The organism is Ureibacillus sp. MALMAid1270 (assembly GCF_049202975.1).
GTDB lineage: Bacteria > Bacillota > Bacilli > Bacillales_A > Planococcaceae > Ureibacillus.
On record NZ_JBMIRP010000073.1, the window covers coordinates 1 to 19,029 of the forward strand.

Here is a 19,029-nt window from a genome sequence, read left to right on the forward strand (position 1 = left end):
CTTTTTTCCCTTCGCCCTCAAAAACAAGGCGCAACCTTTTCGGAATGTTTGTCAAGAGCGATTGTCCTCTCGTTCGGAGAATGATTTCCGCCCTGAACTATTGTGATTTTCAGTTTTTCATAGAAGTTTTGACACTACCTATCTTTTTATACATTAATAACTTCCACATATAAGCAAATATCCCTTTGGAATAAGCATTCATTTTTAAATGAACCAATCAATAGAATATGTACAGGCAAACTAGAGGATAGGTTGTTTAAATAGTTAGAAAAGTTAAAATACTATGATAAGATATTTATATCTTACAAGAATGGGAGAGTTGCTTATGGTTCAATTTAGTAAACCGTATGTAAAACAGTTTTTCCAAACATTAGATGTTCAAAATTTTACAATTAGTCCTGATGAAAAACAATTAGTTATTAGTACTAACCTAAATGGACAGTACAACCTCTGGGGATTAGATTTACCGAATCAGTTTCCATATCCTCTAACTTTTAATAATCAAGCGGCGTCTTTTCTTCAATATGCGAAGACTGGTGAATTCATAATAACAGGTTTTGATCATGATGGAGATGAGAATATACAACTGTATGCCTTATCACCTCAAGGGGGGAATCTCGTTCCTTTACGTACTAAAGAAGGAGAACGTCACTTCTATTCCCATTTAACGGAGGACGGTAAACGCCTTTATTATTACAGTACAAAAGATAACCCAACATATTTTAATAACTATGTATATGATATTGAAACTGGTGATGAGCAACTACTATTAGAAGGAAGTACTGCACCAACTGCTATTGCAGCAGTGAGTCCAGATGAAACTTCTTTTGTGTTCGTAAAAACATTTGGAAATACCTATTCTTTAGGGTACGCCAAAATTGATGGCGAAAGCATTTTAATGACTCCTGAAACAACTGAACAACATACGGTTTCTGACGGTGTATATACTTCAGATTCAGAAGTGTATTTCTTAACAAACTATGATTCGGATTTGACATATCTTGCTAAGTTTGACTTAAACACGAAAACCTTTGAGGACGTTCTACAACTTGAAAATGAAGATTTTTCTAGTATGAGATATTCTAAAAAAGAGCAAGCACTCTACATTGTTGGTTCTTTCGGGGTTGAAGATCGTTTATACAAATATAGTTTACAAACTGGTGAATTGAAAAAAATCGAAACTCCTACAAGTATTGTAGAAAAGTTAATTGTAATGCCGAGCGGAAATTTATATCTTCTAGGTCGTTCATCTACAAGACCAAGAAATATTTTTGTTTCGAAGGATAATGGTGAAGCTTGGGAGGAAATTACTCACTTCCGTGTACCAGGTGTTCGTGATGAAGATTTAGTAGAACCTGAAGTAGTGAAATATTCATCATTTGATGGTCTTGAAATAGAAGCATTGTTCTTCAAAGCGAAAGAAGAAAATGCAAACGGGCATGTCATTCTTTGGCCACATGGTGGTCCACAATCTCTAGAACGTAAATGGTTCCGTTCAATGTTCCAATTATTCTTAAGTCGTGGCTACTCTATTTTTGCACCAAACTTCCGTGGTTCTTCAAATTATGGACTGAAGTTTATGAAAATGGTTGAAGGTGACTGGGGGCATGGTCCACGTTTAGATAATCTTGAAGGAATCAATTGGCTTATTAAGAATGGTTACGCAGAGGAAGATAAAGTTTTGCTACTTGGCGGAAGCTACGGTGGCTATATGGCTCTTCTTTTACACGGCCGCCATGCTGATAAATTCAAAGCGGTTGTAGATATATTTGGACCAAGTAACTTATTCTCGTTTATAGAATCAGTTCCTGAATTCTGGAAGCCATTTATGGAACAATGGGTTGGTGATCCTGTAAAAGATAAAGATAGACTGACAAAAGACTCCCCTATTACCTACTTAGACGGAATGACAAAACCTATGTTAGTTATTCAAGGTGCAAACGATCCTCGGGTTGTACAGAAAGAATCTGACCAAATTGTTGCAGCTTTAAAAGAAAAAGGAAGAGAAGTTGAATACATCGTTTTAGAAGATGAAGGACATGGCTTCTCTAAGAAACAAAATGAGATACTTGTATACAGCAAAATGCTAGAATTCTTTGAACATCATATTTCTGTAGAAACAGCTGCAAAATAATAAATTTAAGGCGCTATCCCCACTCGGAATAGCGCCTCATTTATGAACTTATTAACTTTGTGCCTGCATATATACTTCTTCATAAGGTTGAACAATGACAAATCCATCACCTTCAAATCTCATTTGAATTGATTCGCCACTACCTCTTCCGATAAATGTTTTTAGTGAAATATCCGTTTGGAATTGTGGTTCAAGATTTCCTGACCATGCGACTGTCGCATTTGGATCAGTAATAACTGGTTTACCAGGAGTAACACGTAATGTCAGGGCTTCATAGTGAGCAGTAATGGCTACCAAACCTACTCCTGAACAGCGAATATTAAATAATCCACCAGCCATCATTCCAGCAACTTTTCTCATTAATTTAATTTCATGGTGAATGGATGGAGTAAAAGCAAGTAAGTCATTTCCATTTACTGAAATCGATTCATTGTTTAAGTGAAGAATAATTACTTTTTTACCGCCATCAGCAAGATATAATTTCCCTTGCCCGTTTGCTTTCATGAGAGAAGCTCCTTCTCCTGAAATTGCCTTTTTAAATAGCGCGCCAAGACCCTGTTCCAAGATTCCTTCTCGTTCAAACTTAATATGCCCTTCGTATGCAACCATGGATCCTGCCTTTGCCCAAACTTGCCCATTTAAATTCACTTCCAGCATACGTGGTGTTTCTAATTCAAAAAATCCTTGTCCTTTATCAGTTTGTCCAGTAGTTCTTATTAGTTCAGAAATTGAGTACTTTTCCATTCCCTTACCCGCCCCTTCAGTTCTGATTACTTTACAAAAAGCTTTTATTTTAAGAATCAATTCCATGTTACATACATAAATCCCTTTTACTCTCAAAAAATCTTACCTAACCACAGCATAAATTATGTTTAGATTATTACTTATATGAATCAGCAAAATTGAACCCTGGGAACTTATATAAATTATTTATAGAAAAAGATTCAAAAATAAAATACCCCATCACAATGATGAGGTATTTTTTATGATTCCCTACAGTTTTTTAATTGGAGGGATATATTATTTTTCTACATTAAAGAATTTTTCAATATCATCTAGCATTAAATTCGCAGCGATAACTCCACCTGCAGTATTCCAAATGGCATCACTTACTTTATGGATATTACCAGCTTTTACAGCATTTAAGTTTTGGAATAATGGATCATTTACCCATTCTTCTTCTAATTGTGTTGCTTCGCCATCTCCTGTTTCATAAGAGAAGTAGAAAATAACATCGCCATCCATCGCAGGAATACGTTCTTTTGTTACATTCTTTTCAGCAAAATCATCTACATTTTGAGATTCAGGACGTGCAAAACCAAGTTGGTCTAAAATAACACCAGAGAATGTATCTTTATGGTATATACGAACATCGCCTGCCATAAATCGAACGATTGATACTTCTTTCTGAAGTTGATCTCCTAGTTTAGCTTGTAAGTCTGTTACACGGTTATCAAATTCTTGAAGAACTTTTTTACCTTCTTCTTCTTTGTTCACAGCTTTTGCATAAAGTTCAAAGTTTTTCTTCCAATCACCGCGCAAATCTTCCGCAAAAACAGTTGGTGCAATTGAACTTAATTGCTCATAAATTTTTTCATGTCGCATTTTATTGCCAATGATTAAGTCTGGCTCTAATGAAGCGATCGTTTCTAAGCTTGGCTCTCCTTCCATACCAACGCTTGTCACGCCTTCCATTTCTGCTTCAATGTGTTCGTACCAAGGATCACCTGTCCAAGATTGAACAGCCCCTACAGGTTTAACACCTAAAGCTAATAACGCTTCTGTACCTTCATTTGTTAAAATAACGATTTTCTCTGGTGTCTTCTCTAATTCAGTAGTACCCATTGCGTGTTCAACTGTATAGCCTTCAGTTGTTGCAGGTGTCGTTTCCCCTTCAGTTTTTTCACTCACATTAGTTTCAGAATTATTTCCGCAACCACTTATAATAAAAACTAAAGTTAAAGATATTAATAATAAAAGCTTATGTTTTTTCAAATAAGTTAACATATATTACCTCCTGGAATTGAAAATGATTATCATTTACATTTCGAATGATATTCGATAAAATTAATTATGTCAACAACTAATTGAAAATGATTTTCAATTAGCATTAAACATGAAATGGTATTTATAGGAGAAAAAAATTAATGGTTCTACATAGTAATAAAAGCAAATTAGTTGGCCTAATTATTGGCGTACTATTTCTTATATTGTTTAATTTTTTAAGTATTATTCTTGGTTATACAAATATAACGATTCATACTGTAATTGATGCCTTTACAAATTTTAATGGTTCAAATGAACATATTATTATCCAGGCCGTACGGTTACCAAGAGCGTTAATTGCAACGGCAGTAGGAGCAAGTCTTGGAATAGCTGGTGCATTGTTACAAGCATTAACAAGAAATCCACTTGCCTCTCCAGATATACTCGGATTTAATGCAGGAGCGAGTTTTGCAATTGTTGTAGCACTTATGTTGTTTTCAATCACATCATTACAAGCAACAACTTGGATCGCTTTCGGTGGTGCAACTATTGCAGGTCTTTTAGTTTATTTCTTAGGATCAATTGGTCGAGATGGTATGACACCTATTAAAATGACCCTTGCAGGAGCTGCTATTGCTGCCCTCTTCGCATCATTGACTCAAGGTCTACTAGTTATGGATGAATCCGCATTAGAACAGGTTTTATTCTGGATGGCTGGGTCTGTACAAGGTAGAAAACTAGAAATATTGTTAGCTGTTCTACCATATCTAGCAATTGGGATTGTTATTGCTATTACAATTTCAAATAAAATCAATATCTTAACAATGGGAGAAGATGTTGCCAAAGGACTTGGCCAAAGAACAATGTTTGTTAAACTAATTACTGGCCTATCCGTTATTTTACTAGCAGGCGGATCAGTAGCGATTGCGGGTCCTATTGGCTTTATAGGGATTGTCGTTCCCCACGTTGTGAAGTCAATTGCAGGAAATGATTATCGTTGGATCATTCCTTACAGTGGAGTTGTTGGAGGAATACTTTTATTAATGGCAGATATAGGTGCTCGTTACATATTAATGCCAGAAGAGGTTCCAGTGGGAATTATGACTGCGATTATTGGTACACCTTTCTTTATATATATTGCACGTAAAGGAGGAAAACTAGCATGAGAAAATATGCTTCGGTAAGAGCTTTTCGCGACGGTATCTCCTTTCTAATTGATCGTAAAGCTTTTCTATATACAGTTATCTTCCTCTTATTTCTTGGCGTTGTTTTTTTAATTAGTGTAGGTATGGGAGAACAACTTTTTTCTCCATGGAAAGCACTTAACATAATGTTAGGAAATGGTAGTAGTTTTGAATCATTAATTGTTCAATCATTCCGAATGCCTCGTATATTAATATCAATTTTAGTTGGAATTAGTCTTGCGGTTGCTGGTGCTATTTTACAAGCTATTCTAAGAAATCCACTAGCCTCACCTGATGTAATAGGAATTACAGGTGGCGCTTCTGTAGCGGTAGTTTTATTTTTGGCCATCTTTAGTAATGAAAGCAATGCTTTAACTGTAAGCATCCATTGGATGCCACTTGCTGCATTTATTGGGGCAACAATTGTTGCTATTTTACTTTATCTACTTGCGTGGAAGAATGGCTTATCATCTTTCCGCTTAGTGTTAGTCGGAATTGGTTTATGGGCATTAACGAAAGCGTTAACGAATTTATTTATGATTATTGGTCCAATTCATCAAGCGGCTCAAGCAAATGTTTGGATCACAGGTTCCGTTTATGGTTCTAATTGGAGCAATGTTCAAATTTTAGCTCCCATAACAATCGTTTTGCTACTTATTGCATTCATTATGACGAGACATTTAAATATTCAAGAGCTTGGTGAAGATATCGCATTAGGTGTTGGTGCAAGACTGGAAAGACAACGATTTAGTTTACTTTTACTTAGTACTGCATTAATTGGAAGCGCCGTTGCTTTTGCAGGTGGTATTGGCTTCGTTGGTTTAATGGCACCACATATTGCTAGAAAGTTAGTTGGGTCATCGTTTGGAAACCTACTACCACTATCAGCAATAATAGGTGCAGTTTTAGTTTTACTTGCTGATACAATCGGTCGAACTGTCTTTTTACCAATTGAGGTACCAGCTGGTGTATTTACCGCAGCAATTGGTGCGCCTTATTTTATCTACCTTTTATATAGACAACGAAATGCATAATAAGGAGTGAACCAAAATGCATGTTTTAGAAACGAAAAATTTAACCTTATCTTACGGAGAACATATAATTTTAGATCAATTAAATCTTACCATCCCACAAGGTAAAATAACTGTTTTGATTGGAAGTAATGGTTGTGGTAAATCCACTCTCCTTCGCTCAATGGCACGGTTGCTAAAACCTGCAAGCGGTTCGATTTTGTTAGATGGCGAAATGATGATAAAACTACCTACAAAGGAAATCGCTAAAAAACTTGCAATCCTACCCCAAGGTCCAGTTTCTCCAGAAGGGTTAACTGTTTTGCAATTAGTAAAACAAGGACGTTATCCATATCAGAAATGGTTACAACAATGGTCTTCAAAGGACGAAGCAATTGTCCAACATGCATTACAATCAACTGGCATGGCCGAACTTTCTGATCGATTAGTTGATTCCTTATCTGGCGGACAAAGACAACGTGCTTGGATTGCCATGACATTGGCACAGGATACAGATACGATTTTATTAGATGAACCTACTACTTATCTTGATTTAACCCATCAAATTGAAGTTTTAGACCTTCTATTCGAATTGAATGAAAAAGAGAAACGTACTGTAGTGATGGTATTACACGATATTAATTTAGCATGTCGCTATGCTCATCATATTGTTGCCGTTAAGGATAAAGCGGTTTATGGCTCTGGAAAACCAGAAGACATAATAGATCGTGAATTAGTGAAAGATGTATTTAATTTAGAATGTGAGGTCGTCCCAGATCCAGTATTTGGAACTCCGATGTGTGTTCCATACGGCAAAGGTAGGTTGATGAATGGAGTGAAAAAAAATGATATCCACATTCACGCCTAATGAAATGACTGTGTTGGAGGAAAAATTTCGGTTAACTTTTAAGACTAGTACTTCTAAGTTATCCTCTAAAACCTCCCTTTTATTGAATGAAGAAATGCTTCGTAAGTATTTAACAGAAGTTAAATCAAAAACAAAGGCAGCCAACCTAAGTGTAGCTGCCTCACTCTTTGTGAAAAGGTATAGTTTTGCAGTATTAATCGCGTTATATTCAATGAGTGTAATGAACAAACGTATCGATTTTTCAGTAGATAACCTATCAATTCAAACGTTCGATGAAACAGATTTGATATGGCTACCATTTATTAAATTCGATCGATTAAGTTTCATAGCTGCTCCAAAAGAAGACAGAGTTCACTGGAGAAACGAAACATTAGCAGAAATATTTGCAAACCATATCGAAGTATTGTTCGACTCTTTATCTAAAGTAACCAAGATTTCCAAACGAATTATGTGGGAAAATCTTTATACATATATTGTTTGGATGTATACGAACCTTCTTGCAGATAAGGCTTATGAGCATCAACACGCTATGATACTAGACGATTTTAATTGGATGACAGCAGTTGGTGAAGGGAATTTATTTGGTAATTATTTTGAAAGTCCATTTCTTAACTATAGAGGTACAAAAGACAGTTTAAGCATATTAGATGGAAATCCTCATAAAAGAACGACATGCTGTTTGTCTTATTTAACTGAAAGTAAAGGAAGCTTTTGCAAAAACTGTCCAATTGAACGTAAACGTAAACAAGTGTGAAAATAAAGTAAGGACTATTTTTCATTGGCATGTGCCTGAAAAATAGTCCTTTTTTATATTTCTAATTGAGCAAATGCTACAAGTGATCTCTGAATTCCATTATTCCACTTTAAACTCCGCCAACTGATTCCGTTGCGTCTCCTATTGAGAAAGTGGTAAATGTTACTTCACTACCAATCTCAACTTCTTTATTATCTAATTGGCCCTTAGCCTCTTCAGATAAGCGATATGTTATGTCAGTACCACTAACTGTGATTACAACTTCATCATTTGCTTTAACACTTTTTAAAGTACCTGTAATTTCTGGAGCTTCCTCACCAGCAAGTACTGTACCGCCAGCTAAGTCTTCTGCAGATTCTTCTGTACTATTTTGTTGTTCTGCATTTCCACATGCACCTAAAATTGCAAGCATTAATACGCTAAACCCAACGAACGTTATTTTCTTGATGCTTTTCACTTAATTTGCCTCCTTTTCTTTTCGTCTAAATGATTAGTCGAATGAAAAGAAAATACGTTTCAAAATCCTATTGCTATTACAATTCTCAATAAAAAACTAAGATATTCTATTCTTTTGTCCTTATTTACTAGTTTTCAGCATATGTTGGACTAACTTTGAAAAGAAAATCACAACCAGCAATCTATTAGTTTTTCATTTTAAGATTATTGGAGGAAAAATATGCATCACCATCATCATCACACTCATAATAAAAACGCTTTATTCATTAGTTTTATCATCATTTCTATTTTTGTCATGGTAGAGTTAGTTGGAGGTATTTTAACAAATAGTTTAGCCCTTCTATCAGATGCAGGACATATGTTTAGTGATGCAATCTCTTTAGGGGTTGGATTACTTGCGATTAAGATTGGAGAGCTCATAACAAGTGAAAACAAAACATTTGGTTACAAACGGATTGAAGTTTTAGCCGCTCTGTTTAATGGGCTTTTATTAATTTTTATATCGATTGCTATATTTTGGGAGGCACTCCATCGTTTTTCTGAGCCACATATTATTGCTGGTAAAGGGATGCTTATTATTGCGATAATTGGTGCACTCGTAAATATAGGCGTGTTATTGATTTTAAAAGATACTCATCATCATGGAAATATTAATATGCAAGCTGCTATGTTACACGTAGTTGGGGACTTACTCGGATCAATTGGAGCTATTATTGCTTCTTTACTAATTATTTTTTATGGGTGGACCTTAGCAGATCCAATTGCAAGTATGGTTGTAGCATTGATCATTATTAAAAGTGGTTTTAGTGTCACTTATGATGCAGTGCACATTTTGATGGAAGGAAAACCAAACGATCTAGATCTAGAAGAAATTCGTAAAAAGTTGCTTCAAATACCTGGTGTTGTAGGGATTCATGATTTTCATGCATGGAGCATAACTTCTGACTTCCCTACCATCAGTTGCCACATCCTCATTTCATCAAAAAATCACGACGAAGTGCTTACAGAAGCTCTTAGAGAATTGCATGATACGTATCATATCGAACACGCAACCATCCAAGTTGAAAGTGTAAATGCAAATGTAGATCAATATGAACACCATCGTTGCAATTAATAGAGAAAAAGCGTTTACCCTAATTTATAGGATAAACGCTTAATAATCTTTATGGGATTAATCTTTCTCATAAGTTCTAACGCAATTTTTACCTTCTTGTTTTGCCTGGTATAATGCTTTGTCCGCAGCCTCTACAAAATAATCAAAAGTAGTATATTTTGATGGAATCAATGTTGCTGTTCCTAAGCTAATCGTAACAAAATCATTTATTTCAGAACCTGCATGTGGGATTTTCAGATTTTCGATGGTGCTTCTTACTTTTTCTGCAACAGTTTTGGCAACCTCTTCTGTTGTTTCAGGAAGAATAATGCCAAACTCTTCCCCACCATAACGGAATGCCATATCAGATTCATATTCTAAAGAATTTTGAATGGCATTTGCTACTTCTCTTAAACAATCATCTCCACCTTGATGCCCGTACGTATCGTTGTATGCTTTAAAGAAGTCAATATCGAGCAATATGAGGGATAATGGATGATTATTTCTTTCAGCCCGTTTCCATTCCATCTCGAGATGCTCATCAAAGCTACGTCGATTCCAAATTCCTGTTAATCCATCTTTAATGGATAATTCTTGAAGTAATGTATTAGCTTCTTTAAGCTGTTGCTCTACCCTTTTTCTTTCTGTAATATTTCGAGAAACCGTAAAAATACGAGAATCTTCTTCATTTTGCTCTTTCATATATTTAATGGATGATTCAAACCAAATATACTCGTTATTCTTCTTCCGAATACGATAAGTTGTCACTACATATCCAGTTTGTAGCAACCTTTTATGACTTTCCTTAATTTGTTCTAAATCATCAGGGTGGATAAAATTATAACTATCATGCCCAAGTATTTTATCGTCCTCATATTCTAAAATTTCTTTTCCAGCAGGTGATACATATAAGTACTTCCCTGCAGAATCATGGATTGTAATCATGTCACTTGAATAGTTTAGTATTGTGCGGAATTTCTCTTCACTGATTGCAACAGAATAAATGTATGATTCGATCAACTCTGCCATCTCATTAAAGTACATACTCAATTCTTGAAGCTCTCTTGCTTCATCTTTAAACGTATCAGGTTCTATCCGATATCCCCAATTACCTTCTCCAAATTTTTTGGTACCTTCAAGAACTTTTTGTATCGGTTCACCAACCTGCTTCGAAATATTGAGCATAAAGATGGAGCCTAGTATGACTAGTAATAATACAATTCCCAAAAATATATACGCGTTTTGGTATATAGGTTTGTAAATCATACTTTGATTAATTTCACCAATGATTAGCCATTGTCGATCGTGAATCCAGCGATAAGAACCTAACACCATTTCCCCATTGGCAGATTGGTAAAAGGAGTTATATTGACTATCCTTTAATGCATGTTCGATTAATTTAGTGTCAATGATTTCTCCCACTCCGCCTTGACGAGATTCAGTAATAATTTTTCCTGAACGGTCAACAATATAAATTTCTTTATCAGTATCTTGGAATTGTTTCATAAAACTATTAATTGTTGTAAGCTCGATAGATCCAACAACTAACCCATGGAACTGTCCTTCATAATCATATACGGGTGCTGAAACAATCACGATTGGTTTTTGTATTATTCTTCCTATAATCACATCCGTTATGAATGCATTTCCTTTCTTTGCTTCCTGAAAATAATCACGATCTGATAAATCTAACCCTATTGCGCCAGTTGTATGAACTTCTGTAATTCCATCAGCATTTACAAAACCTAATCCAGTAAATTCAGTGTTATTACGGGCAAACGCTTCTAATAATTCGCTTTTGCTTAGATTATTAGATTTCATTGCGGGGCTTTCAGAAAGTGCTTTAACATAGGACTTTTTTTCTTCTAACCAAGTCTCAATAACTAATTGTTGAACATCCATTGCTTTTTCAAAGTCATATTTAGCATTTTCTCGCTGTTGATGTTGTTGAATTAGGACAAATGGAATCGCTGCGGCTAAAACAATAATTGAAAGAAAACTTAGAAACCAGAAATGCAACCTGCCTTTTAAACTAGTTATGTTAAAGAATTTAACAATTCGATTCAATTAAAGACACACCTCATTATCAAATTTAAGTAAAACACGAAATATTAATTGGTGACTTATATAATGAGATTAAAATATAGTATTTATTATTAATATTATACTTCAAAAACAACTTTTATAGATTATTACAAAATTATGTAAGTTTTCAATACCAGTTTTAGTAGTATTTGTTACGATTGTTTAAACATTTACGCTAATCATTAAATAAAAATAGCGTCAATCCATTGGATCAACGCTTTATATTCTTAACATATACATGTCTTTCTCTTAATTCCTGTTTTATTTTTCTCTTCAACTTTCTTAATATAATCGGTTGCAAGTGGTACTTTACATGCAGTGTTTCCAACATCTACATGGACCTTTCCTATATGTTGGGCTACTTGTTTTGCTTCCTCTGTTAGCTCTGGAACAAATGCACCTACTGAAATGACGAAACCATTCATTACATAACGTACGCGATTACGTTCTTGGTGTACTGTATTTTTCACTTTGTCTAGTAAATCTCGAATTTCCACCAGATCTAGTTGGTCATCAGGTGTTATTGTAATATAGTTTGAGTATGTGCTCCAGCCACAAACTGCTAACATTTCCTCATCTGAATTCATCCACTCTCTCGCTAATTCAAGAGCATACTCACTTTCAGCAGCAACTTGTGCAACTGTATATTCAGCAGCCATGTACCAATAAGCTTTTTTAGCCCATTCTTGTAAAGTCTCCTTCGAGATGAGCTTTGGATCGACCGAAAGACCTGCTAGATACATTGCATCATGATTTCCTGAATCGTATAATTTCAAAGCTAGTTCATGATCTTTTTTAACATACTTTACTAACTTCTTTAAATCTCCAATTTTCACACCAAAATAAGGCTCTCTAACCCCATGATTTATATAGATTTGTTTCGTTTGCTCAGAACCTAACTCTTCAAGCTTTTGCATAATTTCTTCGTAAGTCATCGTCTCATCCTTCCATAACCCCTATAACATCATCATTATGTACATTCTATTGTTAGTTCAACTTCAAAAGTCGTGAATCCTTCTAAATTTCGAAATTGTAAACATTAATTGCCATCAAATATTACGTGAAATAGTAGTTTAATATATGATAAGGTATAGATTCGACAAATTACTATTGAAGGTGAAAAAATGCTAGATGTTAGTGAAAGTAAATTAGTAAAGTATGTAATGCATCATGTTGGCGACCAACTTATATTGAATGACGAGGCGTACGCACAACCGGAAATATTGTTACAAGCAGCTTTTACCCAATTAGCATTTCATAAAATCGATTGGGATCAACAATACGAGTTTTTCCATGAAACCGATCTAGGACTTAATGAAGTTTATACATATGTAAACTCTATCTTCGATCAAGAAGAAAGCTTTTTAGAACAATCGAAAAATATTGCTACTCATTTAAACAGTTCATCTGCACACCCGGCCATTAAAAACGGCGAGTTATTTATCGGTTTATTTGATAATTGTATTTTAACGACTGGAGCTACGAAGAAGGCTTTGGCTATCGTAAAAATTGAAGATAAAGAAATATTTTTAGATGTGAAAAATGATGAAGAAAAAGTCTTTGTGAATGGAATTGACGGCATAAATGTAAAGAAAGCCAACAATATGGCGATCATTGTGGATATGGGAGCTGATGAGCAACCTTTAGTCTTCATCAAAACTAAGAAAAGAGAAGACGTTGTTTACTGGCAAGAACGATTTTTGAAAATTAAAGTGTCCGATGAATATTACCATAAAACAAATCTCGCTTTAACTGAAGTGAAAAAATATATTTTGAAAGAAGAAAGTTATTCAAATCCTGAGAAATTAGAGCTACTTAATAAGACTCTAGATTACTTTAGAAATGAAGAAGAATTTCACGCGAATAACTATATTGAAACTGTCTTTGAAAATGCAGATGGAGCACAGAAAGATATTATTGTGAATACAGTTAAACCGTATGAAACGGTCATTTCTGAAAGTGCCATTATGAAAGCTGAAAAGAGTTTCAAACGAAAAATTAAACTCGATTCAAATATAGAAATTCAGGTGAATGTTCATAATATAGAACAAATGAATGATTTGATAGAAGTAGGTTACGATGAAGAAACAAATCGAAAGTTCTATAAAATCTATTTTGAAGAAGAAGCTTAAAGTATAAAAGGCGCTATTCATTAAGAATACGCCTTTCTTTTTTGCTATTTTATTCTTTGAATCATTTCTACCCGATTACCAAAAGGGTCACGAAATTCGAAACGATCATAGCCTGGAATCAGAATACCTTCAAGTATCTTTATATTTTCTTCTGCTAATCGATTTCTCCAATAACCAATGTCTTCTACCTCATATGCAATATGAGATTTCGTTGTTAATCGATCAAATCCATCTTCTGTTCCAATGTGAACATCTCTATCCCCAACTTTTAACCAAAATCCTCCTCGTCCTTTAAGTGATTCTGGCTTTTCGATTTCTGGTAAACCTAAAACACCACAGTAAAATTGTTTCCCCGCATCTTCTGTCCCTTTTTGAATTGTGATTTGTACGTGATGTACTCCTTTAATCATGTTTCTCATCCCCATAAATATTAATTTACTTCTTACAGTTAAAGTTCAACAAAAGTAATTATTATCCTTCACAACATATTTTCATGTTTTACGTTTTTTAATATGAAATGAATAAATCCCATTCCTCTAAGACACATTACTTATAGGAGGTGGAATTCAAATGTCTAACATTATTGGTGTTGAACAATCATTATCTAACGTAGAAGCTGCATTAAAAGCAAAAGGATATGAAGTGAAACAAATTCGTAATGAAGAAGATGCAAAAAACTGTGCTGCATGTGTTATTACAGGGCAAGATGAAAACGTTATGGGTATTAGCAATGTTGTATCAGAAGGCTCTGTTATTAATGCACACGGACTATCTGCTGATGAAGTAGTAGATCGAGTAGAAAAATTATTAAACTAATAAAACTAGGTACTGTTGTTGCTCCCTTCTCGGTTGCCGTGACAGTACCTTATTTTTTTTTGATTACTTCTTTATCAAGGCTTTTGTGTCACGCCATTCTTTAAATTTATGGTAGATTAAAATCGAAATTGCAATAAGAAATCCACTTGCAAAGTAACCAGCGATAATATCACTTGGATAATGAACCCCAAGATAAACTCGACTAATTCCTATCACTAATATGATAGCGCTGCTTATTAGTAATAAAAGCATTCTACCCCACCGACTAGGAATATGCTTCCAAAGTAGAAAAACGATTATCCCGTAAAAAGCCATGGCATTCATAGCATGACCACTCGGAAAACTATAACCACCTATTTCAATTAACCGATTAAATTCCGGACGCTCTCGCTTAAAAAAACCTTTTATTACTCGATTCAAATACCTTTCCCCATAAGCCAATATGAAAAGTAAAACAATTTCCGAACGGTGTCTAAATACTACAAATGTAAATATACAAAATATTAATGCCTGTAGTTGTATCCATTTAAAGGAACCTAAATGAGAAAAAAACTTCATAATTGTTGTCAATGTAGGTGTTTCAGGTCCTTGAAGAAACGATATAATAACGCGATCAAAGTACGCAAAACCATTCATTTTCATGATAATCGCCGTTAAACAGAAGCCAATTAAAGTGAAGATGCAAAACAAAATTGTCGTTAATTGATGTTTATTCAATAAAATCATTCTCCTAAGACAAATAATATTCGTACTTAATATTAAATAGCTACGACAATTTGATACTTCGGAGACTATATTATTTTTGTATAAATGCTGATCTAAAACAAAACTTTATTTTATTCATTACGTAAAATTGTTTTCAAACGCTCACTTTCTGCATCTTTATCTAGATATTCATATACCCCAACTAAATTTCCCCATGGATCTTGAAATGTGCCCCATTTTACAGGTACTCCATCTCTTGTGTGGACTTCAAATGGATCAATCTTTAAGTCTTTTAATAGACGATTTCTTGTTTCCTCAATATCTGTCACTCCAAAACGAATTGGTCCACTTCCTATTGCCGGAGTTCCTTCAGCAACTTGTAACCAACAACCAGATATAATTTCCCATTCAATAAAACCTTCATGTGCAATGAAATCAGGTTCTCTTTCAAATAATGTTTCATACCATTGTTGTCCCTTTTTAAAATCTTCAACACGAATTTGAATCGTTGTTTCAAAAAACATTTTTCTTCCTCCAAATTTAGAAACTATTTAATTTATATCTTCTAAATAAATTGAGGATTTCCTTTTCTGAAAGGCTTCTTTTTAGCTCAAATTCGGAAATTACCTTTATAATTACAAATGAACTAATCAATGGGGGTATTTACTTGATAAAACAAATAGCTACTGTGACAGTTTATGTAGAAGATCAACAAAAAGCAAAAACTTTCTGGACTGAAAAAGTAGGATTTGAAGTTGTTGCTGAACATCCAATGGGACCTAACGCATTCTGGCTTGAAGTTGCCCCAAAAGGATCGGAAAGTCGCTTAGTTCTTTACCCTAAAGCAATGATGAAGGGTTCAGAAAATATGAAAGCATCGATTGTATTCCAAAGCGAAGACGTGAGAGGTACTTATGAAAAGATGAAAGCTGCTGGCGTAGAATTTTTAGGCGAGCTTCAAGAAATGCAATTTGGCACATTCGTACAATTTAAAGATGAAGACGGAAATGAGTTTTTATTAAAAGGATAAGATAGTGAAACTAATATGGGCATTGGATGGATGATCCAATGCTCTTGTAATTTATATGGAGGTAAGTTTCGAAAGAATTTCGGTTACTTTTGGTCTTCATTCGGTTTATGAAGGACACTTCTGAATGGATTTCGGTTCATTTTGGTCTTCATCGTGCTTATGAAGGACAATTCTGAACGGATTTCGCTTCCTTTTGGTCTTCATCACGCTCATGAAGGACAGTTCTAAGCAAATTTCAGCTTTTATTGGTCTTCATCACGCTTATGAAGGACACTTCCGATTAATTTTCTGCTTCTTTTGGTCTTCATCACACTTATGAAGGACACTTCCCAGCAAAATTCACCCTCTTTTGTCCTTCATCACACTCATGAAGGCCGCATGACACACGAATTCCCATCAGCTTAAATTACGTTCAGTTATTAATACATCAACAATCTCTTCTGGTTTATGTACCACGTACTTTGGATTTTCCTTCTCAATAAGATCAAAACCATCTATTCCCCAGCTTACCCACATAAATGGAACATTTACTTTGTTGCAGGCGATAATATCGCGAAGTTCATCACCTACATATAATAACTCGTCAGGATCCACCTGTTTAAGCTTCATAAATTTTCTCAACACTGTATCCTTGCCAAAGATTTTACTCGAAGTTAAGACTTCGCTAACGGAATTTACTCCTTCCTGTTTTAGAAGAAGTTCAATATTTTCTTTAGCATTCGATGAAAGAACAACGACCGTATATCCTTCTTCAGCTAGTTTATTAAGGACGTCTTTTATACCATCGAAAAGTTTTACATCCTTAATGTTCTCTTGAAAATAACGATACACTTTTGGCATAATGACCGGTAATTTGTGCATTGGAAAATGATACACTTTTGCTCTTTTTGTTAGTGACATATGTTTTGTTGCAATAACTCCTTCAATATCGATTGGATCGTACCGGTATTTTGGAGCAAATAAATTCCATGCTGCTATAAATACATCCCTTGAATCAGCCAGTGTTCCATCAAAGTCAAAAATGATATATTTCAAAGTTAGTTCCTCCAAGTTTAAATACATTTTTTCTAGTGTAAACAATGGAACCGCTAAACACAAAACATTATCTCAAAACGCACGCGAAATAATGTAACACCGAATCAAGTTCCATTCCCGTCATCTTCATCAAATAAACAAAACGCTAATCAGCCAAGATCAGCTTTTTCTAAATAACCCACATATACCTTTCTTATTGAGTTACAGCAGTTAACTCAATTCCTACCATCTCTGCAATTTTTTCAGCTACCTCTGAAATTGATAAGTGTTCAGTATCAATTTGTAGTTGGAATCTTTCATTCCTTAAACCTTGTAAACATCGATCAATTTGTTGTGATGGCCATGAATTTATTTCTTCCCCACGTTGTATCAAGCGTTGATCAATCGTTTCTTTAGATGAGGAAAGAACAAAATGATGCACGGTTACTCCGTCATTTCTAAGTCTTTCAATAATCTCATCAAAATACTGTGGATTTACAATCGTCATTGGGACGATTAACACACCATCATACTCACGAGCTAAATACTTCAGAAAACAATAATTCCCTTCACGCCAAACCCCATAATCTTGAAAATCAGCTTTTTTAATCTCCTTTGGGAAGACCCATTTTGTTGTTTCACCAAGTATTTCAGGATCATAAACAAAAGACTTTGGAATTCTTCTATGTAATTCATTAGCCGTTTCTGTTTTCCCAGCACCAAATGCCCCATTTACCCAAATAATCATTAACAACACCCCTATTCTTCATTTAATCTTTAAAACGGAAAATCATTGAGATTAATTGGTGTCGTAATTCCTGATTCCCAATCGCTCTTGATAGCACTATAGACTAAACAATCTGAAACGGATCCATCTTCATTTTCCCATGAACTACGAAGGTATCCTTCTTTCACAAATCCAGCTTTGATGAAGCATTTACGCATCCCTAAATTATCAACTCGTGTATAGCCTTCAATACGGATTTTATCTTTTTCTCCAAATAAATAATCTTTTAACCAAAATAACGTTTTTGTTCCATATCCTTGTCCTCGGTATTTATGGTCAAATTTCATATCAAAGATTGGGATGGAATCACTCATATCATTGATAATAATTAGTCCTACTTTAGTTCCATCATCTATAATCCAAAACGTTTCTCTGTCATCGTGGTAGAACCCTTTATCAAATTTTTCACGAATAGATTCTTCTTTCACAATGACGTTTCCATGATACTCCCACCTGTTACTTGTCATTAGTTCAATCAAATCATCTATTTCATCTTGAAATAATTTAAATTCCATGAAAAAGCCCCCTCCTATCACTACTTTAATTCAACAAAAAAAGCGCCAATCCTTTAATTGGATTAACGCTAATGATTAGAGATTTAGTTAAATAAAGTTGAACGAGCTTCAACATATTTTGTTAAAAAGTCAACGATAAAGAAGATTGTAATATATACAATACCAATCACAAGAGCTGAAATGATCAGACTACTTGAAACTATAGTAAATAATAGTACACATATGAGTGCACAAACTAAATGTTTAAAATAAGAAAGCAATACTGCATCACTTTTACTGTAATGCTCAATTGCCAATGATGATAAAACACCGCCAACAAAAAGAGTAGGAACTGTAACCATACTCACTGCTAATCCAATATAAAGATTGTACCCGGAACCAAATTCAAATAGAATTGGTGCGATAAAAAATCCAATGACGGACGTAATGAATGCTGCATACAGTTTTCTAGATAGCATCT

Annotated in this window: 21 protein-coding genes; 9 read left to right on the top strand and 12 right to left on the bottom strand. The window is 34.5% G+C overall.

All coding sequences use genetic code 11. The features are described from left to right. Positions 1–325: 325 nt before the first annotated feature. Positions 326–2,134, top strand: a complete 1,809-nt coding sequence (locus tag ACOQFO_RS09300; protein ID WP_421689405.1) for a S9 family peptidase — start codon at positions 326–328, stop codon at positions 2,132–2,134. Between the two features lie 51 nt (positions 2,135–2,185). On the opposite strand, the gene ACOQFO_RS09305 is transcribed toward ACOQFO_RS09300, so the two are convergent. Together ACOQFO_RS09305 and ACOQFO_RS09310 are read right to left on the bottom strand one after the other, a co-directional pair. Continuing rightward, on the bottom strand, positions 2,186–2,878 hold the full coding sequence (locus ACOQFO_RS09305) for an AIM24 family protein (protein ID WP_421689406.1): 693 nt from the start codon (positions 2,876–2,878) through the stop codon (positions 2,186–2,188). A gap of 276 nt (positions 2,879–3,154) precedes the next feature. Then, positions 3,155–4,141 (bottom strand): ABC transporter substrate-binding protein, encoded by a 987-nt coding sequence (locus tag ACOQFO_RS09310; protein WP_421689407.1) that lies wholly within the window; start codon positions 4,139–4,141, stop codon positions 3,155–3,157. A 140-nt stretch (positions 4,142–4,281) separates the two neighbouring features. Between ACOQFO_RS09310 and ACOQFO_RS09315 the strand changes: the two genes are divergently transcribed. The 4 genes from ACOQFO_RS09315 to ACOQFO_RS09330 are packed head-to-tail and all read left to right on the top strand — an operon-like array spanning position 4,282 to position 7,936. Next, positions 4,282–5,286, top strand: coding sequence for a FecCD family ABC transporter permease (locus ACOQFO_RS09315; protein WP_421689408.1), 1,005 nt, complete (start codon positions 4,282–4,284; stop codon positions 5,284–5,286). Continuing rightward, on the top strand, positions 5,283–6,338 hold the full coding sequence (locus ACOQFO_RS09320) for a FecCD family ABC transporter permease (protein WP_421689409.1): 1,056 nt from the start codon (positions 5,283–5,285) through the stop codon (positions 6,336–6,338). The genes ACOQFO_RS09315 and ACOQFO_RS09320 overlap by 4 nt, the downstream gene beginning before the upstream one ends. A gap of 16 nt (positions 6,339–6,354) precedes the next feature. Next, positions 6,355–7,182: an ABC transporter ATP-binding protein gene (locus ACOQFO_RS09325; protein ID WP_421689410.1), complete on the top strand. Its 828-nt coding sequence runs from the start codon at positions 6,355–6,357 to the stop codon at positions 7,180–7,182. After that, the gene (locus tag ACOQFO_RS09330) at positions 7,160–7,936 is read left to right on the top strand and encodes a hypothetical protein (RefSeq protein WP_421689411.1); all 777 of its coding nucleotides are present in this window, start codon (positions 7,160–7,162) and stop codon (positions 7,934–7,936) included. The genes ACOQFO_RS09325 and ACOQFO_RS09330 overlap by 23 nt, the downstream gene beginning before the upstream one ends. Positions 7,937–8,045: 109 nt before the next feature. On the opposite strand, the gene ACOQFO_RS09335 is transcribed toward ACOQFO_RS09330, so the two are convergent. Next, on the bottom strand, positions 8,046–8,393 hold the full coding sequence (locus ACOQFO_RS09335) for a hypothetical protein (protein ID WP_421689412.1): 348 nt from the start codon (positions 8,391–8,393) through the stop codon (positions 8,046–8,048). A 219-nt stretch (positions 8,394–8,612) separates the two neighbouring features. Between ACOQFO_RS09335 and ACOQFO_RS09340 the strand changes: the two genes are divergently transcribed. Then, the gene (locus tag ACOQFO_RS09340) at positions 8,613–9,506 is read left to right on the top strand and encodes a cation diffusion facilitator family transporter (protein WP_421689413.1); all 894 of its coding nucleotides are present in this window, start codon (positions 8,613–8,615) and stop codon (positions 9,504–9,506) included. Between the two features lie 57 nt (positions 9,507–9,563). Here the strand turns inward: ACOQFO_RS09340 and ACOQFO_RS09345 are convergent, their stop codons facing one another. Together ACOQFO_RS09345 and ACOQFO_RS09350 are read right to left on the bottom strand one after the other, a co-directional pair. Then, positions 9,564–11,552, bottom strand: a complete 1,989-nt coding sequence (locus ACOQFO_RS09345; protein ID WP_421689414.1) for a diguanylate cyclase domain-containing protein — start codon at positions 11,550–11,552, stop codon at positions 9,564–9,566. A 245-nt stretch (positions 11,553–11,797) separates the two neighbouring features. Continuing rightward, positions 11,798–12,505 (bottom strand): DNA alkylation repair protein, encoded by a 708-nt coding sequence (locus tag ACOQFO_RS09350; protein ID WP_421689415.1) that lies wholly within the window; start codon positions 12,503–12,505, stop codon positions 11,798–11,800. Between the two features lie 189 nt (positions 12,506–12,694). Here ACOQFO_RS09350 and ACOQFO_RS09355 point away from each other — a divergent pair, with 189 nt between their 5' ends. Continuing rightward, entirely contained in the window at positions 12,695–13,702 is a 1,008-nt protein-coding gene (locus tag ACOQFO_RS09355; RefSeq protein ID WP_421689416.1) for a nucleoid-associated protein, read from the top strand. 44 nt (positions 13,703–13,746) lie between these two features. Here the strand turns inward: ACOQFO_RS09355 and ACOQFO_RS09360 are convergent, their stop codons facing one another. After that, complete coding sequence (locus ACOQFO_RS09360) at positions 13,747–14,112, bottom strand: VOC family protein (RefSeq protein ID WP_421689417.1); 366 nt, start codon at positions 14,110–14,112, stop codon at positions 13,747–13,749. Between the two features lie 160 nt (positions 14,113–14,272). Here ACOQFO_RS09360 and ACOQFO_RS09365 point away from each other — a divergent pair, with 160 nt between their 5' ends. Then, positions 14,273–14,518 carry a YkuS family protein gene (locus ACOQFO_RS09365; protein WP_421689418.1) on the top strand — a complete coding sequence of 82 codons (246 nt, stop codon included), beginning with the start codon at positions 14,273–14,275 and terminating at the stop codon, positions 14,516–14,518. A 63-nt stretch (positions 14,519–14,581) separates the two neighbouring features. Here ACOQFO_RS09365 and ACOQFO_RS09370 read toward each other — a convergent pair whose 3' ends face one another. Both ACOQFO_RS09370 and ACOQFO_RS09375 read right to left on the bottom strand, forming a co-directional pair. Further along, positions 14,582–15,244, bottom strand: coding sequence for a phosphatase PAP2 family protein (locus ACOQFO_RS09370; RefSeq protein WP_421689419.1), 663 nt, complete (start codon positions 15,242–15,244; stop codon positions 14,582–14,584). A gap of 110 nt (positions 15,245–15,354) precedes the next feature. Then, positions 15,355–15,747, bottom strand: coding sequence for a VOC family protein (locus tag ACOQFO_RS09375; protein WP_421689420.1), 393 nt, complete (start codon positions 15,745–15,747; stop codon positions 15,355–15,357). Between the two features lie 143 nt (positions 15,748–15,890). Between ACOQFO_RS09375 and ACOQFO_RS09380 the strand changes: the two genes are divergently transcribed. Then, complete coding sequence (locus ACOQFO_RS09380; RefSeq protein ID WP_421689421.1) at positions 15,891–16,253, top strand: VOC family protein; 363 nt, start codon at positions 15,891–15,893, stop codon at positions 16,251–16,253. 396 nt (positions 16,254–16,649) lie between these two features. Here the strand turns inward: ACOQFO_RS09380 and ACOQFO_RS09385 are convergent, their stop codons facing one another. The 4 genes from ACOQFO_RS09385 to ACOQFO_RS09400 form a co-directional block, all read right to left on the bottom strand. Then, positions 16,650–17,288, bottom strand: a complete 639-nt coding sequence (locus ACOQFO_RS09385; RefSeq protein ID WP_421689422.1) for an HAD hydrolase-like protein — start codon at positions 17,286–17,288, stop codon at positions 16,650–16,652. Positions 17,289–17,481: 193 nt separating this feature from the next. Further along, the gene (locus ACOQFO_RS09390; protein WP_421689423.1) at positions 17,482–18,015 is read right to left on the bottom strand and encodes an AAA family ATPase; all 534 of its coding nucleotides are present in this window, start codon (positions 18,013–18,015) and stop codon (positions 17,482–17,484) included. Positions 18,016–18,044: 29 nt separating this feature from the next. After that, positions 18,045–18,569, bottom strand: coding sequence for a GNAT family N-acetyltransferase (locus tag ACOQFO_RS09395; RefSeq protein WP_421689424.1), 525 nt, complete (start codon positions 18,567–18,569; stop codon positions 18,045–18,047). Positions 18,570–18,652: 83 nt separating this feature from the next. After that, positions 18,653–19,027: a hypothetical protein gene (locus ACOQFO_RS09400; protein WP_421689425.1), complete on the bottom strand. Its 375-nt coding sequence runs from the start codon at positions 19,025–19,027 to the stop codon at positions 18,653–18,655. Positions 19,028–19,029: the final 2 nt, after the last annotated feature.